The organism is Sorangium sp. So ce426 (genome assembly GCF_051475585.1).
Taxonomy (GTDB): domain Bacteria; phylum Myxococcota_A; class Polyangia; order Polyangiales; family Polyangiaceae; genus Sorangium; species Sorangium cellulosum_B.
Genome location: NZ_CP150341.1, coordinates 2,061,209 through 2,078,967, shown reverse-complemented (window position 1 = coordinate 2,078,967; position 17,759 = coordinate 2,061,209). Strand labels below are relative to the sequence as shown.

Annotated in this window: 10 protein-coding genes; 3 read left to right on the top strand and 7 right to left on the bottom strand. The window is 69.6% G+C overall.

The features are described 5' to 3' along the window. Positions 1 to 90: 90 nt before the first annotated feature. From WMF44_RS07830 to WMF44_RS07805, 6 genes are all read right to left on the bottom strand, one after another. Entirely contained in the window at positions 91 to 2,652 is a 2,562-nt protein-coding gene (locus WMF44_RS07830; protein ID WP_437298500.1) for a M1 family metallopeptidase, read from the bottom strand. A 155-nt stretch (positions 2,653 to 2,807) separates the two neighbouring features. Continuing rightward, positions 2,808 to 4,493 (bottom strand): mechanosensitive ion channel family protein, encoded by a 1,686-nt coding sequence (locus tag WMF44_RS07825; RefSeq protein WP_437298499.1) that lies wholly within the window; start codon positions 4,491 to 4,493, stop codon positions 2,808 to 2,810. Between the two features lie 14 nt (positions 4,494 to 4,507). Further along, the gene (locus WMF44_RS07820) at positions 4,508 to 5,908 is read right to left on the bottom strand and encodes a family 2B encapsulin nanocompartment shell protein (protein WP_437298498.1); all 1,401 of its coding nucleotides are present in this window, start codon (positions 5,906 to 5,908) and stop codon (positions 4,508 to 4,510) included. 96 nt (positions 5,909 to 6,004) lie between these two features. Further along, entirely contained in the window at positions 6,005 to 7,411 is a 1,407-nt protein-coding gene (locus WMF44_RS07815) for a family 2B encapsulin nanocompartment shell protein (protein WP_437298497.1), read from the bottom strand. A gap of 21 nt (positions 7,412 to 7,432) precedes the next feature. Continuing rightward, positions 7,433 to 9,748, bottom strand: a complete 2,316-nt coding sequence (locus tag WMF44_RS07810; RefSeq protein WP_437298496.1) for a family 2 encapsulin nanocompartment cargo protein terpene cyclase — start codon at positions 9,746 to 9,748, stop codon at positions 7,433 to 7,435. Positions 9,749 to 10,266: 518 nt separating this feature from the next. Further along, positions 10,267 to 11,511, bottom strand: coding sequence for an MFS transporter (locus tag WMF44_RS07805; RefSeq protein WP_437298495.1), 1,245 nt, complete (start codon positions 11,509 to 11,511; stop codon positions 10,267 to 10,269). Positions 11,512 to 11,973: 462 nt separating this feature from the next. Between WMF44_RS07805 and nrfH the strand changes: the two genes are divergently transcribed. From nrfH to WMF44_RS07790, 3 genes are all read left to right on the top strand, one after another. Then, positions 11,974 to 12,492, top strand: a complete 519-nt coding sequence (gene nrfH / locus WMF44_RS07800; protein WP_437298494.1) for a cytochrome c nitrite reductase small subunit — start codon at positions 11,974 to 11,976, stop codon at positions 12,490 to 12,492. A 30-nt stretch (positions 12,493 to 12,522) separates the two neighbouring features. Continuing rightward, a complete protein-coding gene (locus WMF44_RS07795; protein ID WP_437298493.1) occupies positions 12,523 to 13,950 on the top strand; it encodes an ammonia-forming cytochrome c nitrite reductase subunit c552 in 1,428 nt (475 codons plus the stop codon). 282 nt (positions 13,951 to 14,232) lie between these two features. Continuing rightward, the gene (locus WMF44_RS07790; protein ID WP_437298492.1) at positions 14,233 to 15,558 is read left to right on the top strand and encodes a M28 family metallopeptidase; all 1,326 of its coding nucleotides are present in this window, start codon (positions 14,233 to 14,235) and stop codon (positions 15,556 to 15,558) included. Positions 15,559 to 15,587: 29 nt separating this feature from the next. On the opposite strand, the gene WMF44_RS07785 is transcribed toward WMF44_RS07790, so the two are convergent. Continuing rightward, positions 15,588 to 17,738, bottom strand: coding sequence for a substrate-binding domain-containing protein (locus WMF44_RS07785; RefSeq protein WP_437298491.1), 2,151 nt, complete (start codon positions 17,736 to 17,738; stop codon positions 15,588 to 15,590). Between the last annotated feature and the right edge of the window lie 21 nt (positions 17,739 to 17,759).

Genomic DNA, 17,759 nt, shown 5'->3' with positions numbered 1-17,759 from the left:
CGTCCGTCGCGGTGCACACGGCCGCGCGGCGCTGCCGGGCCTCGGCGCCTGCACCTGACGGCTCGGATGGGTCGAGGCGCGGCGTCGTCCTCAGCAGCTGGACGGGTCCGCGAGCATCGCGGCGGCCTCGGCGGAGAGCTCCACGCCGTCGAGGCCCCCGACGAACTCGCTCCACGCCGCGGCGTCGCCCTGGGTCAGCTCGCGGGCGACGCACACCGCCAAACCGTCGAGCGGCGTCGTCGGCGCCGCGCGCAGCAGCTGGCGCAGGGCGGCCAGGGCCTCCGCGTTCTCCGACGCGGTGGGCGCCTTCGTGCGACTCATCCCGTCGAGCGCCTGGTAAAGGAGATCGAACACCTCCGTGGACACGGCGATCTCGGCGAAGAAGGCGCGGAGGGCGGGGACGTGCTCCGGCCGAGCGCGATCGATGTCGAGGCGGATCCTCGTCATGGCGAGCGAGCGCGCGCGCAGCGAGCTGGACTGCCTGGCGACGTTCCCCCACGCCGATACCACCGTCTCGAGCGGCAGCTCGAAGTTGTACAGGAACAGCAGGTGCGCGTCGGAGAGGTCGCCGGCCGGCGGCCCCGCCGCGAGCGCCGACCACGCGTCCGCGTAGAGCGCCAGCGCGTCGACGACCTCGCCGCACGCCCCGTACTCCAGCGACGGCGTGAACTCGGTCCAGCGCGCGAAGGGCGGCCCCGCGAGCAGCGGCGCGAGCGCGCTCGACCACGCCGCGCGCAGCGCTGGATCCAGCGCCGGATCCGCGGCCCTGACGCACGCCGCCGCGACCGCCATGCCCTTGGCGTCCTCGGCGTCGAGACCGTCGAGGAAGTCCGCGAACGCGCCCGGGGCCAGGGTCTCCGGCAAGCCGACATGGAGGGCGGCCGTCTGGTGGACGCCGCCGGCCTCGAGGAGGCTCGCGACCTGCGAGGGGCTCGTGGGAAGGCGAAACGAGGAGAAGCGCGCCGCGTCGTCCTCCGGGTCCAGGCTGGAGTCGACGAGGTAGAACCAGGGGATGTGGCGGTCGAGCGGATCGAAGATCAGCAGCTCGCCCTCCTGCTGCGGGGCGACGTCCGCGCCCTGATCGACCTCGAGCACCTGCGAGCGCGTCGTTCCGTCGTCCGCGATCCAGAGCAGATCGAGCGGCGCGACGAGCGCGCCGTCCGGATCGCGCAGCGTCACGAGCACGCCGCCGGAGGGCGACCGCCCGAGCTCGAGGTGCGGGAGCGCGCTGGCCCGGAGCGCCCGCCGCGCGCGGGCGGTCGCGTCGGGGCCGAGGTGCCGCGCGAAGGCGCCGAGGAACTCGTCCGTACCGATGGCGCCGAAGCGGTGGTCGTTGAGGACGTCGCGCAGCGTGCCCCAGAAAGACTCCTCCCCGATGAGGCTCCGGATCTGGGTGAGCAGCCACGCGGCGCGGTCGTAAGGTCCGCTCGTGTACTTGTCGTCGGGATCGCGGTCCGGATCCACGATGAGGGAGTCCACGACGGCCGCGAAGGAGTCGCCGTTCAGCGTCCCCTCGCCGCTCTCATCCAGGTAGAGGCGCGCGCCCTCCTCCGCGAGCAGCGTCGCCATGCCTTCCTTGATCCACAGATCGTCCCAGGTCTTGACGGTCACGAGGTCTCCGAACCACTGGTGGCCGAGCTCGTGGATCGTGAGCCTCAGGTCGTCGGAGCTGGTCGGAGCGGTGCTCCGGGACTCCCCCTGGAAGGTGATGCCGAGGTTCTCGAGGCCGCCGCCGTACTCCGGCACGAGCACCAGCGCGTACTTCTCGAAGGGATAGGGCACGAGCAGCTCCTCGAAGAGGCCGATCGAGCGGACCACCTCGTCGAGCAGACGATCGTAATCGCCCGGGACGCCGCGCCGGTGCCAGACAGAGACGGGGAGGCTCCCCTTCATCGTGCCCTCGACCTCGAAGTCGCCGATCGCGAAGGCCATGAGGTAGATGGGCACCGTGTAGTCCGTCGCGTACTTCATGCGGCGGCCGGACGCGCCCTGCTCGTCGGAGACGAGCGTGCCGTTCGCGATCATCGTCTCCTGTGCGCCCATCCCGAGGTCGATGGAGAAGACGGCGCGGTCCTCGGGCGTGTTGTGGCACGGCATCCAGAGCGCGGCGTTGAGCGGCTCCGAGAGCGTGTAGACAGCGCGCGACGCGGCGGGGTCCCCCCGGCGGGCGGGGATCGCGTGGAGCGCGTCGCTCTCGGCGGCCTCATAGTCGATCTCCAGCGTGATCGCCTGGTCCGCCGCGATGTCAGGCACGCGCGAGACGTCGATGCGGAGCGCCCGGAGCTCGGCGTCGACCGCAAAAGGCAAGTCCGTGCCCCCGGCCAGCCGGACCGCCTTGACCTCGGCGACCGCGCTGTCGAGGCGCAGCGAGCGCAGGCCGTCGTCGCCTGGCAGGAGCGTCATCGCGACCGTCGCGACCAGCCGCCCCCGGCTCCAGTCGAACTCGCCCGTCACCTCGTAGCGCTGGACGTCGATCGGCGCGCCTGGCGGCGGCTCGGGCTCCGGCGGAGGCTCGGGCGAAAGCTCGGTGTCGTCGGGCGGCGATTGCCCTGGAGCGGCGGGTTCGGCGCCCGAGCACGCGGCCACGCACGACGCCAGGAAGACGGCAGCGAGCCGCGTTCCCGGGCGGACAAGGGATCTGGCAAGGTCCATTCGAACACCTCGATGGACGAAGGGACGCCGTGGACCTCCCTTGATTGGCTCCTCTTCCCGCCGGTTTTGTGCTCCTGGCACGGAGCGAGCGGATCGAGGACACGGCGCACCTCGCGCTGTCGGGGGCTGAGCACGGCCGTGAGGCGAACCGCTCGTCAGTCGTCCTTCGTGGGCGAGAAAGGCACGACGGGCGCGGATTCCTCGATCTCTCGCCTGGGCGGGTTCTTGACGGAGAGCTGGCTGTCGATGAGGACGGCTCGACGCGGGCGCGGCGCGCTGACCTGCGCTTTGCAAAGCTCCTCGACGACGCGGCCGCGCAGCGCATCGTTCACTTCCTTGTTCTTGCCGGGTGGCACGCGCGCGCTGATACGCAGGACGATCGATCCCTCGTTGAGCTCCTCCACGCTGACCTCCACCTGCCCCGGGGCGCCCGTCTGCAGCTCGACCTCCTTCTCGGCGACCCTCGCGAGGAGCTCACGCACCCGCTGCACGTCCTCCTCGTAAGGCACGTGCACGTCGACCACCGCGTTCACGTAAGATCGCGAATGGTTCGCGACCTTGCGCACCTCGCCATTCGGGATCGAATGGAGCACGCCGATCTCGTCGCGGATCTTCGTGATACGAACCCCGATCTCCTCCACGCGCCCCTGGATGCCGCCGATCTCCACGAGATCCCCGACGAGGAGCAGGTTCTCGAAGAGGAGGAAGAAGCCGGCCACGATGTCCCCCACGAACGTCTGCGCGCCGAAGCCGATGGCCACGCCGATGACGCCGGCGCCGGCGAGCAGCGGCGTCGGATCGATGGAAGCCTCGCGCAGACCCAGCACGAGAGCCGAGAAGTAGATGGCGTACCGCACGAAGCCCATGGCCACGGGGACCAGGGTCTTTCGTTGCTGGAGCGTCTGGGGGTTCTCCTCCGCCACCTTCCCGAGGAAGAGGTCGTTGATGAGGAGCACGCAGAGCTCGACGAGGACCCGGCTCGCATAGACGATCGCGATGATCCGGAGCCCGACCCGCCCGGCCTGCGCGAGCCACGTGTCGGGCGTGAGCGCGTCGGCGACCCACGTCGCCGCCGTGATGTACACGCAATAATCGACGACGCGCTTCGTGATCCCGAGCAGGTGCGACAGGCTCCCGAGGTACCTGAGCGGGCTCTCGAGACGGGCGAGCCTCGTGGAGTTGTCGAAGAGGATATCGAGGAGGAGGTATCCGATCCCCGTCGCGAGGCGGCTCACGTAAAACGCGCCCAGCGTGTAGCTGGCGAGCAATACGGCGCGCTGGGTCCCCGGCGCGAGCGCGAGCTTCTCGGTGAGGAGGACCGCGGCGGCGCCGAGGACGACCACGCGGAGCGCCTTGCGCAGGCGTATCGTGACCTCTGCGACCGGCACGCGCCGCTTCTCCAGCCAGTCCGAGCGCGCGACCGCCTTTCCCAGCGCGTCGGCGAGCCCCCGGGCGAGGGCGTCGGCGAAGAGCGCGCCGACGGCGATCCCGAGCGCGGTGAGCAACCGCGTCCTGGCGATCGCGGGATCGTCGCCGGCGAGCCCGACGAGCGCGCTCTTCACCACGTCGAGGGCGCGAATCCCGCGAACCGCGGCGAACGCCGCGCCGCCCATGAGCGCGGCGCCGACGAGCGCGACCCAGACGAGCGCGCGGCGACGGACGCGACGCCGGAACGACTTGCGCTCGTCGGCCGTGACGTGCTCCAGCGTCGGCGAGCGCAAGACGAAGGCGTAGCCCCGATGGATCAGCCTGACCACGAGCTCCGAGAGGAGCAGGAGCACCACGATCGCGATGCACAGCGCGACGAGGTTATGGAGGAGCAGGTCGAGATGCAGAGTCATCGGCGCCGTGGAGACTACCGACCGATCTGGACGTTCTCAAGGACGCCGAGCGCGTCGGGCACCAGCACCGCGGCGGAGTAATAGGTGCTCACAAGGTACGACGTAATGGCCTTTCCGTCGGTCTCCATCCTGCGGGCCGAGACGCCGGGCTCGATCTCCTCGGGGAGGCCCGTGCGGTGGAGGCCGATGACGCCCTGGTGCTCCTGCCCCGTGCGCATGACGAGGATGGAGCTCGTCTTGTCCTCGTTGATCGGGATCTTGTCGCAAGGCAGGATCGGGACGCCGCGCCACGCCGCGACCTGCGTGCCGGAGAGCTCGACGCTGGTCGGGTAGATGCCGCGGCGGCTGCACTCCCGGTGGAAGGCGGCGATCGTGCGCGGGTGCGCCAGGAAGAACTGCGACTTGCGGCGCCGGCAGAGGATCTCGTCCATGTCGTCGGGCGTCGGGGGGCCGCTCCGGGGATGGAGGCGCTGCTTCAGGTCGGCGTTGTGCAGGAGGCCGAAGTCACGGTTGTTGATGAGCTCATACTCCTGCCGCTCGCGCAGGGCCTGGACGGTCAGGCGGAGCTGCTCCTCTCGCTGATCCATCGGATCATTGAAGAGATCCGAGACGCGCGTGTGGAGCCGGAGGACCGTCTGCGCGACGCTGAGCTCGTATTCACGCGGCGCGGTCTCGTAATCGACGAACGTCCCCGGGAGCGCGCGCTCGCCCTTGTGACCGGCGGCGAGGGCGATCGCCGCCTGTCCGAGCTTGTCCTGCGGCTTCTTCAGCCGCTCCTTGAGCGACTCGACGTGCGCGTGGAGCGCCGGGGATCGCGAGATCAGCTCCTCGAAGGCGCGCTGCGGGAGCTCGAGCACGATGCACGGCGTGACGGCCCTGACCGAATAGGTCCATACGTCGTTCGACTCGATGACGGACTGATCCCCGAAATGGTCCCCGTCCGCGAGGACGTCGAGGATCGTGTCGGCGCCGTACTTGCCTGCGCCGAGCTTCTGGGCCTTTCCGTGCGCGAGCAGGAAGATCGTCTCCGCTGGCTTTCCGCGCTCGGCGATCAGCGCGCCGGGCTTGTACTCCCGCTGGACGAACCGGCTCGCCAGGGTGTCGAGCACGGCGTCGTCCGAGAAGCCTTGCAAGAGCGGCAATTCGCAGAGCTCCTGCGGGATCACCTGCACCTTCGCCCCGACGTTGCCGAAGCTCAACCGCCCGTCGCCGACGGCATAACTCAGGCGGCGGTTCACGCGATACGTGCCGCCCGTGACCTCGATCCAGGGCAAGACCCGCAGGAGCCACCGGGACGTGATCCCCTGCATCTGCGGATGCGACTTGGTCGTCGTCGCGAGCCTTCGCGCCCCCAGCGTCCCGAGGCTCGAACGCTCACCATCGTTCCCGATCCCAGGGTTTTCGGCGTTTGCCATGATGTACCTTTCCTTCTGCGGGCTTCGGAGAGCAGAGCGCTCCGCGTGTCCCCGGCGTTCGCGCGGGGCACACGCGGAGCGCCTACCGCTCGCGGCTCACTCGTGGGCGCGTCCGATCTCGACGCTCTCCAGGACGCCGAGCGCGTCGGGGACCAGCACGGCCGTCGAGTAATAGAGGCTGACGAGGTACGACATGATGGCCTTCTCGTTGATCCCCATGAAGCGCACGTTGAGGCTCGGCTCGACCTCGTCCGGAATGCCGGCGTGGTGCAGGCCGATGACGCCCTGGTTCTTCTCGCCCGCGCGCACGAGCAGGATCGAGGTCGTCCGCGTCTCCGAGACCGGGATCTTGTTGCACGGGAAGATCGGAATGCCGCGCCACGCCGGGACGCGGTGGCCGTTCACCTCGATGCTCTGCGGATAGACGCCGACGCGGCTGCACTCCTGGCCGAACGCCGCGATGGCCCGCGGGGGCGCGAGGAAGAACGACGGCTCCCTCCAGACCGTGGCGAGGAGCTCGTCCATGTCGTCCGGCGTCGGGGGGCCGCTGTGGGTGTGGATGCGCTGCTTGAGGTCGGCGTTGTGCAGGAGGCCGAACTCGCGGTTGTTGATGAGCTCGTGCTCCTGGGTCTCCTTCAGGGCCTCGATGGTCAGGCGCAGCTGCTGCTCCGTCTGGTTCATCGGCTCGTTGAACAGATCCGCGACGCGCGTGTGGATGTGGAGCACGGTCTGCGCCACGCTGAGCTCGTACTCGCGGGGCGAGGTCTCGTAATCGACGAACGTGCCGGGGAGGACGGGCTCGCCGGAGTGGCCCGCCGCGATCTCGATCGCCGCCTCGCCCGTGTTGTCCTGCTTCTTCGCGGCGAGCGCCTTGAAGCTGTCGAGGTGCTTCTTCAGCGACGGGTGCTGGGCGACGAGCTCGTCGAAGACGTTCTGCTGGAGCGTCAGCACCGTGACCGCGGTGACGGCCTTGGCCGTGAACGTCCAGTAATCCTGCGTCTCCAGGAGCGCCTGGTAGCTGTAATGGTCGCCGTCCGCGAGGACCGCGAGCACCGTCTCATCGCCGTACTTGCCCGCGCCGATCTTGTTGACCTTGCCGTGCGCGATGAGGCAGATGTGATCGGCCTCCTTGCCGCGCTCGGTGATGACGTCGCCGGGCTTGTATTCACGCTGCACGAAGCGGTTCGCCAGCGCGGTGAGGACCTCGACGTCCTCGTAGCCGCGGAGGAGCGGCAGCTCGCAGAGCTCCTGCGGGATGACCTGGATCTTCGCGCCGGTGTTCGTGAACGTCACCCGCCCGTCGCCCACCGCATAGCTCAGGCGGCGGTTCACGCGGTACACGCCGTTGACGTGCACCCACGGCAGGAGCTTGAGCAGCCACCGCGACGAGATGCCCTGCATCTGCGGCGCCGACTTGGTCGTCGTCGCGAGCTGCCTCGCGGCCGCCGTCGCGAGGCTGGTCTGGTGCTGATCGATCGAACCCAGATTCCCTGTGATAGACATGAGTCCCTCTTTCCCGGACGGCTAGGCCCGCCCGTGCTTCGCCGGCACGGACCGCGCCGTACCCATTGAAAGATCCGCCTTCGCAGCAGGCGCCGCGGCGCCGGCTCTTCCGGCGCCGAAGAAGCTGCTGATACGCGCCGCAGAGGCGCCAAACCCACGCGCGCCGTCGATCGCCCGTTCGATCGGCCGGCGCTCGAGCTCCGCGTCCACGTACCGGCTCGTCACGACGTGCCAGTTGAGGACGCCAGCCATGTACAACCGCTGGTTCTCGACGTACCCGAGCACGGCCTCGCGGGCCGCCTTGTCGAGGTCGAATTCGTCGAGGATGCGGGGCAGCTCGGTCGCCACGATGTGCTCGAACTCCAGCACGCGCGCCGTGATCAGGTCATTGACGACCTCCTTGGCGCGCTGCGCGTCGCATTCGAGGAACCGCTCGGCGACCAGCACGAGGTTGCTGATCTCGCCCTCGAACTCGATCTCCTTGCGGTACGAGTAGAGATCGTTGATCCACCCGCCCACGTCGGCCGTGGTGTTGTCGAGCCCTCGCATCGTCCGCGTGCGGAAGACCGCGGCCGGGACCACATCGCCCAGCGTGAGCTTGGGCAGGCTCATCGTGAGATCGGCGCCGAACGTCTTGCGGCGCATCTCGATGTAATCGACCGGATCCGGGATCCGGTTCTGGATCTGGTTCAGGAGCTCCCAGAGCCAGCTCCCGGTCATGGTCTCGACGCTGCGGCGGAGCGATTGCCGCGAATTCATCGACATGGGGGAGGCCGTGCGGATCCAGAGATCCAGCAGGCCGCTCTCCACCGGGTTCTCGGGCACCGGGGCGCCCGCGCAGTCGAGGGGCATGAACATCGAGAGCCGGGCGTTGAACCGCTTCGCGCCCGCCATGTCCCGCGTCGCGCCGAACACGAGCGGGAAGTAATCGTCGCCGTACGTCCCCCACGTCAGCCAGGCCGAGCTCAGGTCGAGCTCGTGCGGGGACGCGTCCGGGTGAATGCCCGCGGCGCAGATGGGGAAATCGAAGCCGATGAGCCTGCGCTCGTCCCAGATCCCGGACCCGAAGACGCCCGGCACCACGTCGAGCATCGCGAACCTCCGGGCCCACTCGACGGTGCTCCGGCGCGCCGCGGCGAGATGCGGGCTCAAGCGGAGCTTGAATGGCATGGTGATCTTCGGGAGCGGCGTCCTGCCCACAGGCTGGAACGGGGCGTGGGTGAGGGTCTTGATCCGCTGCAAACCCAGGGCGGCGGGCGTGAGCCTGATCCGGAACGCCGAGGTGCCGAGCCCCGCCGGCGTCCCGGGGAAATCGGGGACGCCCGCGGATTTGTCCGCGTTTTCGTTCATGTAGCGGCTCGATCGCATGTGCCATTCGTGGCCGCCAGACTGCCAGTCCTGCAGCCCCTTCACGTACCTGGCGACGTCGAGGGCTTGCGCCGGCGTCAGCCCGTGCTCGACGCAGAGCGCCGGCACCTCGACGAGCGCCGTGTTCTCGAATTGCTGGAGCCGCGACGTCAGGATCTCGTTCGTGAGATCGGCCGCCCTCTGCGTGGGGACGCCGAGGAAACGCTCGAGGACGAGCACGCAGTTGGCGTTCTCCCCTTCGACCTCGACCTCCCGCTGGTACGAGAACAGGTCATTGCGCAGGTGGACGCCGTCCGAGAACGTGTCGCGCAGGACCTCGAGGGGGCGCGTCGCGGCGACGGCGGCCGGGACCTCGGCGCCCACGGCGATCTCGACGAGGCCCGCGGACCAGGGCGCGCCGCCGACCTTGCGGCGCATCTCGATGTATTCGACCGGGTTCGCGACGCGGTTCTCCTGGATATTGGCGAGCTCCCACATGCATTCGAGCATCAGGTTCTTCGTCGCCTCGAGGAAGCGCTCGCGCCAGTGCACCGATGTGAGCGGGACGGTCCGCGCCCAGAGGTCCGCGAGCGCGCGCTCGACCACGTTCGTCGGCTCCGGCGGCGCCCCCGTGGGCACGACGGGCATGAAGAGCGGCAGGCGGTCGAGGTACGCCTTGGCGCCGCGCATGTCCTTGGTGCGCTTGTAACTCTCGAGGAAATGGTCATCGAAGAAGAACACCCAGACATACCAGTCCGTGATCAGATTGAGCTCGGGCGCGGGCGCGTCGGGGTGGGTGTACGCGCAGAGCAGCGCGTAGTCGTGCGCGTCGAGGTCGCGCTCGGTCCAGATGGGCTTTTCCTTCGGGTTCTCCTCCAGGATACCCATCTCGTAGGACCAGGCCTTGGTATGCGCGCGCGCACCTTCGAGGTGCGGATTGAGGCGCGCCGGATGCGGCATGTAGAAGTCGGGCAGCGTGAAAGGTTGCATGTTCGCTGACTTCTCGCGCGCGACGTCGACAGGGGCGACGCGGGCGACCTGAATGTCTTGGCGGTCTGTATTCCGTGCGCACCTCGGCCGCTCGCACACAGACGTGCGACGACGCGTTGGTGAGGCTCTTCCGTACAGGCCGATCGGGATCGTTCGGACGGGGCGGATCTAGACCAGCCCAGCGCTCCCACCAAATTAACGGATGACGAGCTCCAGACCGCAGGAGCTCAAAAACTGCGGCTTGGTGCAGAACCGCTCGAGCCCCGCGGCGACCGCTCGATCCCCGCGGGCGGGCTCCGTCATGACACGATCACCAGCCGGGCCGGGCCGCAGCCTGTGAGCCTCCGACAGCAACCACGTCTCAGCCCGCTCGTTTGCCCTCGGCGCCCGGTGGTGTGGTACCTACCCCGCCCTGCCAGAATGCTGGAACCGCCAGGGCGCCACGGGACGCCGAGATTTTTGTGTTCTTCGTGGCGTGCCGGCGCCCCTTGGCCGGATCTCTGACACACGAAGCTGGGCTATACCCGCGCCGTCTCCTCGAGCTCCTTGCCGCGCGTCTCCGGCAGGAGCCACAGGATGAGCGCGAGCGCGACCAGCGGGAAGAGCGCCGTCGCGGACACCGCCGGTCCCCAGCCGATCTCCTCCGCGGCGAAGCCGACGGCGATCGGAGAGATCATGTAGCCGATCCGGCCGAGCAGGTTGTTCGACCAGGCGATCGCGTCGCTCCGGAGGTGCGTGGGGAAGAGCTCGGTCATGTAGGCGTTCAGCACGGGGAGCACCCCGCTCGCGCCGAAGATGGCGAAGACCAGCGCCGCCGTGAGAGCGCCGCGCGAGCCCAGCGAGTAAGCGCCGAGCACGCCGGCCGCCGCCAGCACATAGATGATCACCGCGCCCTTGCGGCGGCCCACCACGTCGAGCAGCTTGCCCGAGGCGAAGATGAGCGGCATCGAGGCGAGCGCGGCGAACGTGATGCTGCCGCCCACCTCGCCGTCGCTGAGCCCGCGCTCCCGGAGCGCGAACGTCTTCCAGAACGTCACCGCGTTCTGGGTGCAAACGTACGTGAGCCCCCAGATCAAGGCGAGCTGCAGCATCCGCTTGCGATACGGCGTGCGCAGGATGCGCGTGAACGGCGGCGTCCCCTCCCCCTTTCGCTCGGCCGCCACCTGCTCGAACCGGGCTGTCTCGCGCAGGCCGCGCCGCGCGACCGCGATGAGCACGAGCGGGATGCCGCCGACGAGGTACACGCTGCGCCACCCGTACGGCGTCGCGAGGAGCAGCGGCACGACGCCCGCGCACACGATGGATCCGAGGCTCGAGAACGCCTGGATGACGCCGATCACCATCCCGCGCCGATCGCTCGGGTACTCCTCGGCCGCGTACACCATGCTGACCGCCCACTCGCCGAGGAGGAAGATGCGCGCGAGGAGCTGCAAGACGGCAAAGACATAGACGTTCGGCGAGAACGCCGTCAGCACGGAGAAGATCGTGTACCCCGCGATGGTGACCGAGAGCACCCGCCGCCGCCCCCACTGGTCGGCCTTGCGCACGAGCAGATACGCGATCATCGTGCCCGAGTTGATGACCCCGACGAGCAGCCCCTCGTGGCGGGGCAAGAGGCCCATCTGCGCGCCGAAGTTGGGCAATATCTGCGTGAGCGCCAGGAAGTCGTAGCCCTCGAAGAACGAGGCCACGCTCAGGAACCAGAACAGCCGCCGCTGGTACGGCGTGAACGGCGTCTTCTGGTGCGGGGCAGCTGTCGTCATATCACCTGTTCCCTCCGAGCGTGCGCTCGTCGACGCGATAACGCCGGTAAGGCACGCCCCCGGCCGGCGCCGAGCTCGGAGTCCGGCGGCCGGATACGGTGGTTCGCCGGAGGCAGGCCGGCGCTCGCGGGCGTGGCGGCGGCTGGCTGCGTGGCGAGCGGGCGGTCACGTGACGTCTCCTGGCCAGCTCCCTAGCGCAGACGGGCCGCGGCGGGAACAGCGGCCGCCGGGCGCGCCCGCCAGCGCGGAATCTGCGCCGCTGCGCACGCCTTGCGGCCCCGTGCGCCGGCCTGCCGCGGCGTCCCGCGGTCGCCCTTCGCGCCGAGTGCGCTCGTCCCCGCCGCCGGGCCGTCGATCGCCGCTCCGGCCGAGACGTAGCGGCACCTGCCTTGCAAAGCGGCGGGTCGATCATCGAGCATCGATGAACCGGTCCGGCGATAGATGACCCACGAGCGAGATCCCATGACGGAAGGGCAACGGCGAGATGAACCGCCGGAGCCGCCGGCGCGCGAGCGAGCGCGCGGCGGGCGCGGCTCCACAGGAGCCTTGCTCCTCGCGCTCTGCGTCGCGCTCGGCGTGGCCGCCGGGCTCGGCGGGTACACCTTCGTTTATGCGAAGGGCGCCTCGTACCTGGGGAGCGATCCATCGGCGTGCGCCAACTGCCACATCATGAACGAGCAGTTCGCCGGGTGGCAGCGCTCCAGCCACCGGGCCGTGGCAGGATGCAACGACTGTCACGCGCCGCACACGTTCCTGGGTAAATATGCCACGAAGGCGTCGAACGGGTTCTGGCACTCGTTCGCCTTCACCTCGGGCCGTTTCCCGGACCCGATCCGGATCAAGCCCAGCAATCTGCGCATCACGGAGGAGGCCTGTCGCGGGTGCCACGGCGACGTCGTGGACGCGATCGACAGCGAGCACCACGGGGCCGCGGGGCTCTCGTGCGTGCGCTGCCATGAATCGGTGGGCCACCTGCGCTGAGGGGCGCCCGCCGCACGAGGGATGGAATCGATGACGGAGCCGAAGGACGAAGGATCCACGCAGAAGAGCGCGCCCACCGGCAGGCCGCCGGCGCGCTGGCGCTACCTGCCGCTCGCGGCGCTGGCCGCGGCGGCGGCGACCGCCGGGATCGCCGCGCTGCTGGTGAACATCTTCGAGCACAAGCAGGAGGCGAAGAGCCCGTTCTATCGCGTCGTCGAGCTTGACGACACGATGGACGACCCGGCCGTCTGGGGGAAGAACTTCCCCCTCCAGTACGACGGCTACCGGCGCACGGTCGACCAGAAGCGCACGCGCTTCGGCGGGAGCGAGGCGGTGCCGCGCACGCCGACGGAGGCCGATCCGCGCAGCGTGGTCGCGCAATCGAAGCTCGAGGAGGACGGGCGGCTGAAGACGATGTGGGCGGGCTACGCCTTCGCGCGCGACTTCCGGGAGGAGCGCGGGCACGCCCACATGCTCGAGGATCAGGTGTACACCGAGCGGCAGATCGCGGCGAAGCAGCCGGGCACCTGCATTCACTGCCATGCGTCCGTGTACGTGCCGTACAAGAAGCTCGGCGGCGGCGACCTGATGCGCGGGTGGGAGGCGATGAACCAGATGCCCTTCCCCGAGGCGCGCAAGCTGGTGACGCACCCTGTCTCGTGCATCGATTGCCATGACCCGGAGTCGATGCAGCTCCGGGTGACGCGGCCGGGGTTCATCGAGGGGATCCGCGCGCTCAAGGCGTCGATGGGTGAGGCCGATTACGACGTCAACACGATGGCCACGCGCCAGGAGATGCGCTCGTACGTCTGCGGCCAGTGCCACGTGGAGTATTACTTCAAGGGCCCGGAGAAGCGCCTCGTGTACCCGTGGGCGAAGGGCCTCAAGGTCGACGAGATCTACGCCTATTACGAGGAGAGCGGCCACTCGGACTGGACGCACGCGGAGTCGGGCGCGAGGGTGCTGAAGGCGCAGCACCCGGAGTTCGAGATGTGGAATCAGGGCGTCCACGCGCGCTCCGGCGTGGCCTGCGCCGACTGCCACATGCCCTACCAGCGGGTCGGCGCGACGAAGATCAGCGATCACCACGTGCAGAGCCCGCTCCTCAACGTGAACCGCGCGTGCCAGACGTGCCACAAGTGGCCCGAGGACGAGCTCCGGCAGCGCGTGGAGACGATCCAGTCGCGCCATTTCGAGGCGCGCAATCGGGCGATGGACGCCGTGACCGCGCTCATCAGCGATATCCGCCGGGCGAAGGAGGCCGGGATGGCCGAAGAGGCGCTCGCGGGGCCGCGCGCGGCGCAGCGGAAATGTCAGTTCTTCGTCGATTTCGCCGAGGCGGAGAACTCGTCCGGCTTCCACGCGCCGCAGGAGGCGATGCGCATCCTCGCGTCCGCCATCGATATCTGCCGGCGAGGTCAGCTCTCGCTGCGAGACGGGACCCCGCCCGAAGAGTGACCGAACCAACGTAAACGTCCACGTAAACGTTGGGATACAGGAAAACGCGGAGCGAAGACTGGAGCGCCGGACGGCGGGCCGCGCGTCTGCGCGAACAGGCCGAGCGGCCTCGTCATCGCTCACGAACTGACGAGCTGGACCATGACTCCAGAGCTCCGGTGGAGCGCTCGTGTGTCCCTCATTGCATTTGACGCGGCTCGATCCAAAGCTCGACTCATCGCGAGATAGTGCTTGGATAATCCGTTTGAGATCCGTACGGTGTCGCCGAAAGGGGAAGACGCCATGACAACCTGCCGCAATCGTTCGAGCGCCGTCGCCGCGCTGTGGGCCGCCCTTGCGCTCGTCTCGACGTCGTGCGCGTCCGGAGATCCGGGCGCGCCGGCGGCCGGAGAGATCCACGTCTCGCACGTGGGCAAGGATACGGTCAGCACGTTCCTGAACCGGCTCGCGACAGAGACTGGCCAGGTCGTCGTGACCCGCGCCAGCGTCGATGACGCCCGGCAGAGCGTCACTCTGAGAGAAGAGCGCGGGGCCTCGCTCTACCTCGTGGAGGGGCCGCTGCCCAGCGCGGCGCTCCCGGGCGAGCGCGCGCGCGTCGGCGGGATCGCCGCCGTCGCCGTCCCGACGGGCCGCGACCCCCATGACTGGCTCGGCTCGCACCGCCTTCACGCGGAGCCGATCGGGGCGCACGAGGTGGCCCTGTCGCGCGCTCCGGCAGGGCAGGCGACCCGCGCTCCGGCCGGGACGCGCGCGCGGCTCGGCGGCGACGCCGCCGAGCTCCCCGAGCTCCACATCGACGCCGCGTTCCTCGAGGCGCGGCTCAAGGAGCTCTCCGGCGCCGCGCCCGTGACCGTCGGCGGCCGCTCGGCGGTCATCCGCGAGCGCGGCTCCGAGGACGGACGCGCGCTCGCCCGCGCCTGGATGCGCCAGCAATACGAGGCGATCGGGTTCACCGTCGAGGAGCACGCTTATCAAGGCGGCTGGAGCCGGGGCGTCAACCTGACGGCGGACAGGCCCGGCGCCGATCCGTCGCGCGTCCTCATCCTCTCGGCGCACTACGACTCCATGAGCAACGCCGGCGCCGACGACGACGGCTCAGGCATCGTGTCGTCGCTCGCCATCGCCCACGCGCTCAAGGACGCAAAGCTGAGCATCGGGCTCCGCGTCGTCGCCTTCGATCAAGAGGAGGACGGCCTCCTCGGCTCGCGGGCCTATGCGAGCAAGCTCTACCGGAGCGGGCAGATGGATCAGGTGGTCGGCGTCCTGGATCTGGAGATGACAGGCTACGACTCCAACGACGACGGGCACTACCACGTCATCCACTGCAACGAGAACACGTCGTCCGATCTGGCCGCGCTGGTCGAGGAGGCCGCGTCGGGCGGCGATCTCGGCCTGACCCGGGTGGACGCCTGCACGAACCGCAGCGATCACGCGGCGTTCTGGCGCTACGGTGCGCCGGCCGTGGCCATATCGCAGGACTTCTTCGGCGATGACGGCAACCCCTGTTACCACCAGCGCTGCGACAGGGTCGATCGGCTCAACTGGGACTACATGCGGCGGCTGACCGAGGCCGCCGGGCGCGCGGCGGTGAGGCTCCTGATGGAGTGATTCGGGCGATCTCGGCGCGCCCTGCGGCGCTACTCTGCCCGCCTCGCCTTCGTCTTCTTCTCTGACCTGGTCAGCTCGCTGATGGCGGCGGCCAGCGACTGGAAGACGGATATGTCGCGCAGCTCGATCCCGAGGCCGACCATGCCCTGCGCCATCCTGGGCCCGACGCCGACGAGGCTCACGCGCGCGCCGAGCAGCCGGGTCGCCTGCGCCGTCTGCACGAGCGCCGCCGCGATCGCCTCGTCGACATACGGCACGCCGGTGACGTCGAGCAGCACCCACCGCGCCCCCTCTCGCGCGACGCCAGAGAGCGCGGCCTCCATGATCTGCTGCGCCCTCGCGGCGTCGATCGCGCCTATCAGCGAGATGAGCAGCACCCCGGGCAGCAGCGGGATGACGGGACAGCCGAGCTCCCGCACCGTGCTCGCCAGCGCGCGCTCGCGCTCGTAGGCGGCGGCCAGCATGTCGCGCTCCGCGTGCAGCGCGGCCTCCATGTCATGGTGCTCGAACGCGGCGATCAGGAGCGACACCCACATGGCCAGCGGATGGAGGTTGTCCACGAAGCTCTCCAGGTGCAGCCCTCCCAGCACCAGAGTCCCCCAGTCGCGCGTCGCGCTCACGAGCGGGACCAGCAGGAGATAGCCGCCCGGCTCGTCCGGCAAGGCAGCCGCGCGCAGGGCGGGCGGCGGAAAGTCGCCGGCCGGGTACCTGCGCCCCACGAGCCCGGTCAAGTCCGTGTTGTACGGGTACACGGAGTGGACGAGGAACTCCGGCTCGGCCTTGTCCGACGCATCCGCCCAGAGCGCGACGCACCCGACGCCGATGGAGGTCTGCGCCAGCCACTCCAGGCGCTCCTCGGTCCAGGCGTGCTTCGAGGCGAGGAGCCTGCTCATGTGCACCTTGGCGCGGACCAGCCGCTCGAGGCTCTTCACGTTCCGCCGCTCCCACGCGGCGAGGGCCCGCTGCTGCGCGAGCCGCACGCGGTCGAGGAACGTCTCCAGCCGGCGCGCGGCCTCCGGCTCCGGCGCGCCGGCGAGGCGCCGCGCGGCGGTCTGCTCGACGAGCTTCACCACCGCGAGCAGGACCTCGATCTTGTCGTTGTGCGCGACCCCGGCGGCGAAGGCGCGCTGGAGCGTCCCCACGTCCAGCGGCTCGTCCCCGGCGAGCGCCGCGCCGAGGCCCTGCGCGATCACCTCCGCCTCGGGCCAGCCGAGGGGCGCGTCGCCGGACGTCGGGCGCCCCGACCCATCCAAAAGGAGGCTCATCTGCCGGGTCAGCGCGCGCTGCCAGCCGCCCTCCGGCGCCTCGATCGCTGGCGCGACCGGCGCGGCGTTCCACGCGGCGCGACCGCTCCCGCACGAGCGACGCACCACCAGATCGGCCGGGCCGCGGGTCACGAGCTCACGAGGGGGGACGCCGTCGAGCAAGTCGATGAGCCGCTCGACGGCCGTGCTCCCGAGGAGCGCCGGGTCCTGCCGGACCGTGGTAAGCGGCGGATCGCAGTGCTGGGCGGCGTTGATGTCGTCGAACCCCACCACGGCGATGTCGTCGGGCACGCGGTAGCCGTGCGCCCGGATCGCGTTGATGGCGCCAATCGCCATCTCGTCGTTGCCCGCCACGAGCGCGGTACAGAACTTGCCATTACGCGCGAGCAGCTCGTGGAAACGCTGCTCGGTATACAAGATCGTACACTCGTGAAACTCGGAGAGCAGGTTGAGGTCGGCCTCGAGCCCGCGCGCGCGCATCGCCTGATCGAATGCCCGGCTCCGCTCGTGGAAATCGTCCGATCCCGTCATGCCGATGTAAGCGATCCGACGATGTCCGAGCCGGAGGAGGTGCTCGACGAGCACGTGAATCGAGTCGTGGTTCTCCGCGCGGACGACCGGGCAGCGCGCTCCGAGCGGGGGCGCGCAGAAGATGACGCCCGGCTTCCCGTCGGAGAGCAGCTCCTCCAGGCCGTCGATGTTGTACATCGCGATCCAGCCGGCCACCTGGCGAAGCGCCACGCCGCGATCGAAGACGCGCCGAGGCGTCGCGTAGATGAGGAGGAGCTCGTAGCCCCGGGCGCGCGCGGCGCGGTGCATGCCTCGAAAGGCCGTTGCGTTGAAGGAATTGTCGAGGAAGACCGACGCGACGCCGATCACCTTCGATGTGCCCTGATCGACAGGCCCCGTCTTCATCCCGGTCGCGTTCGCCCCCTG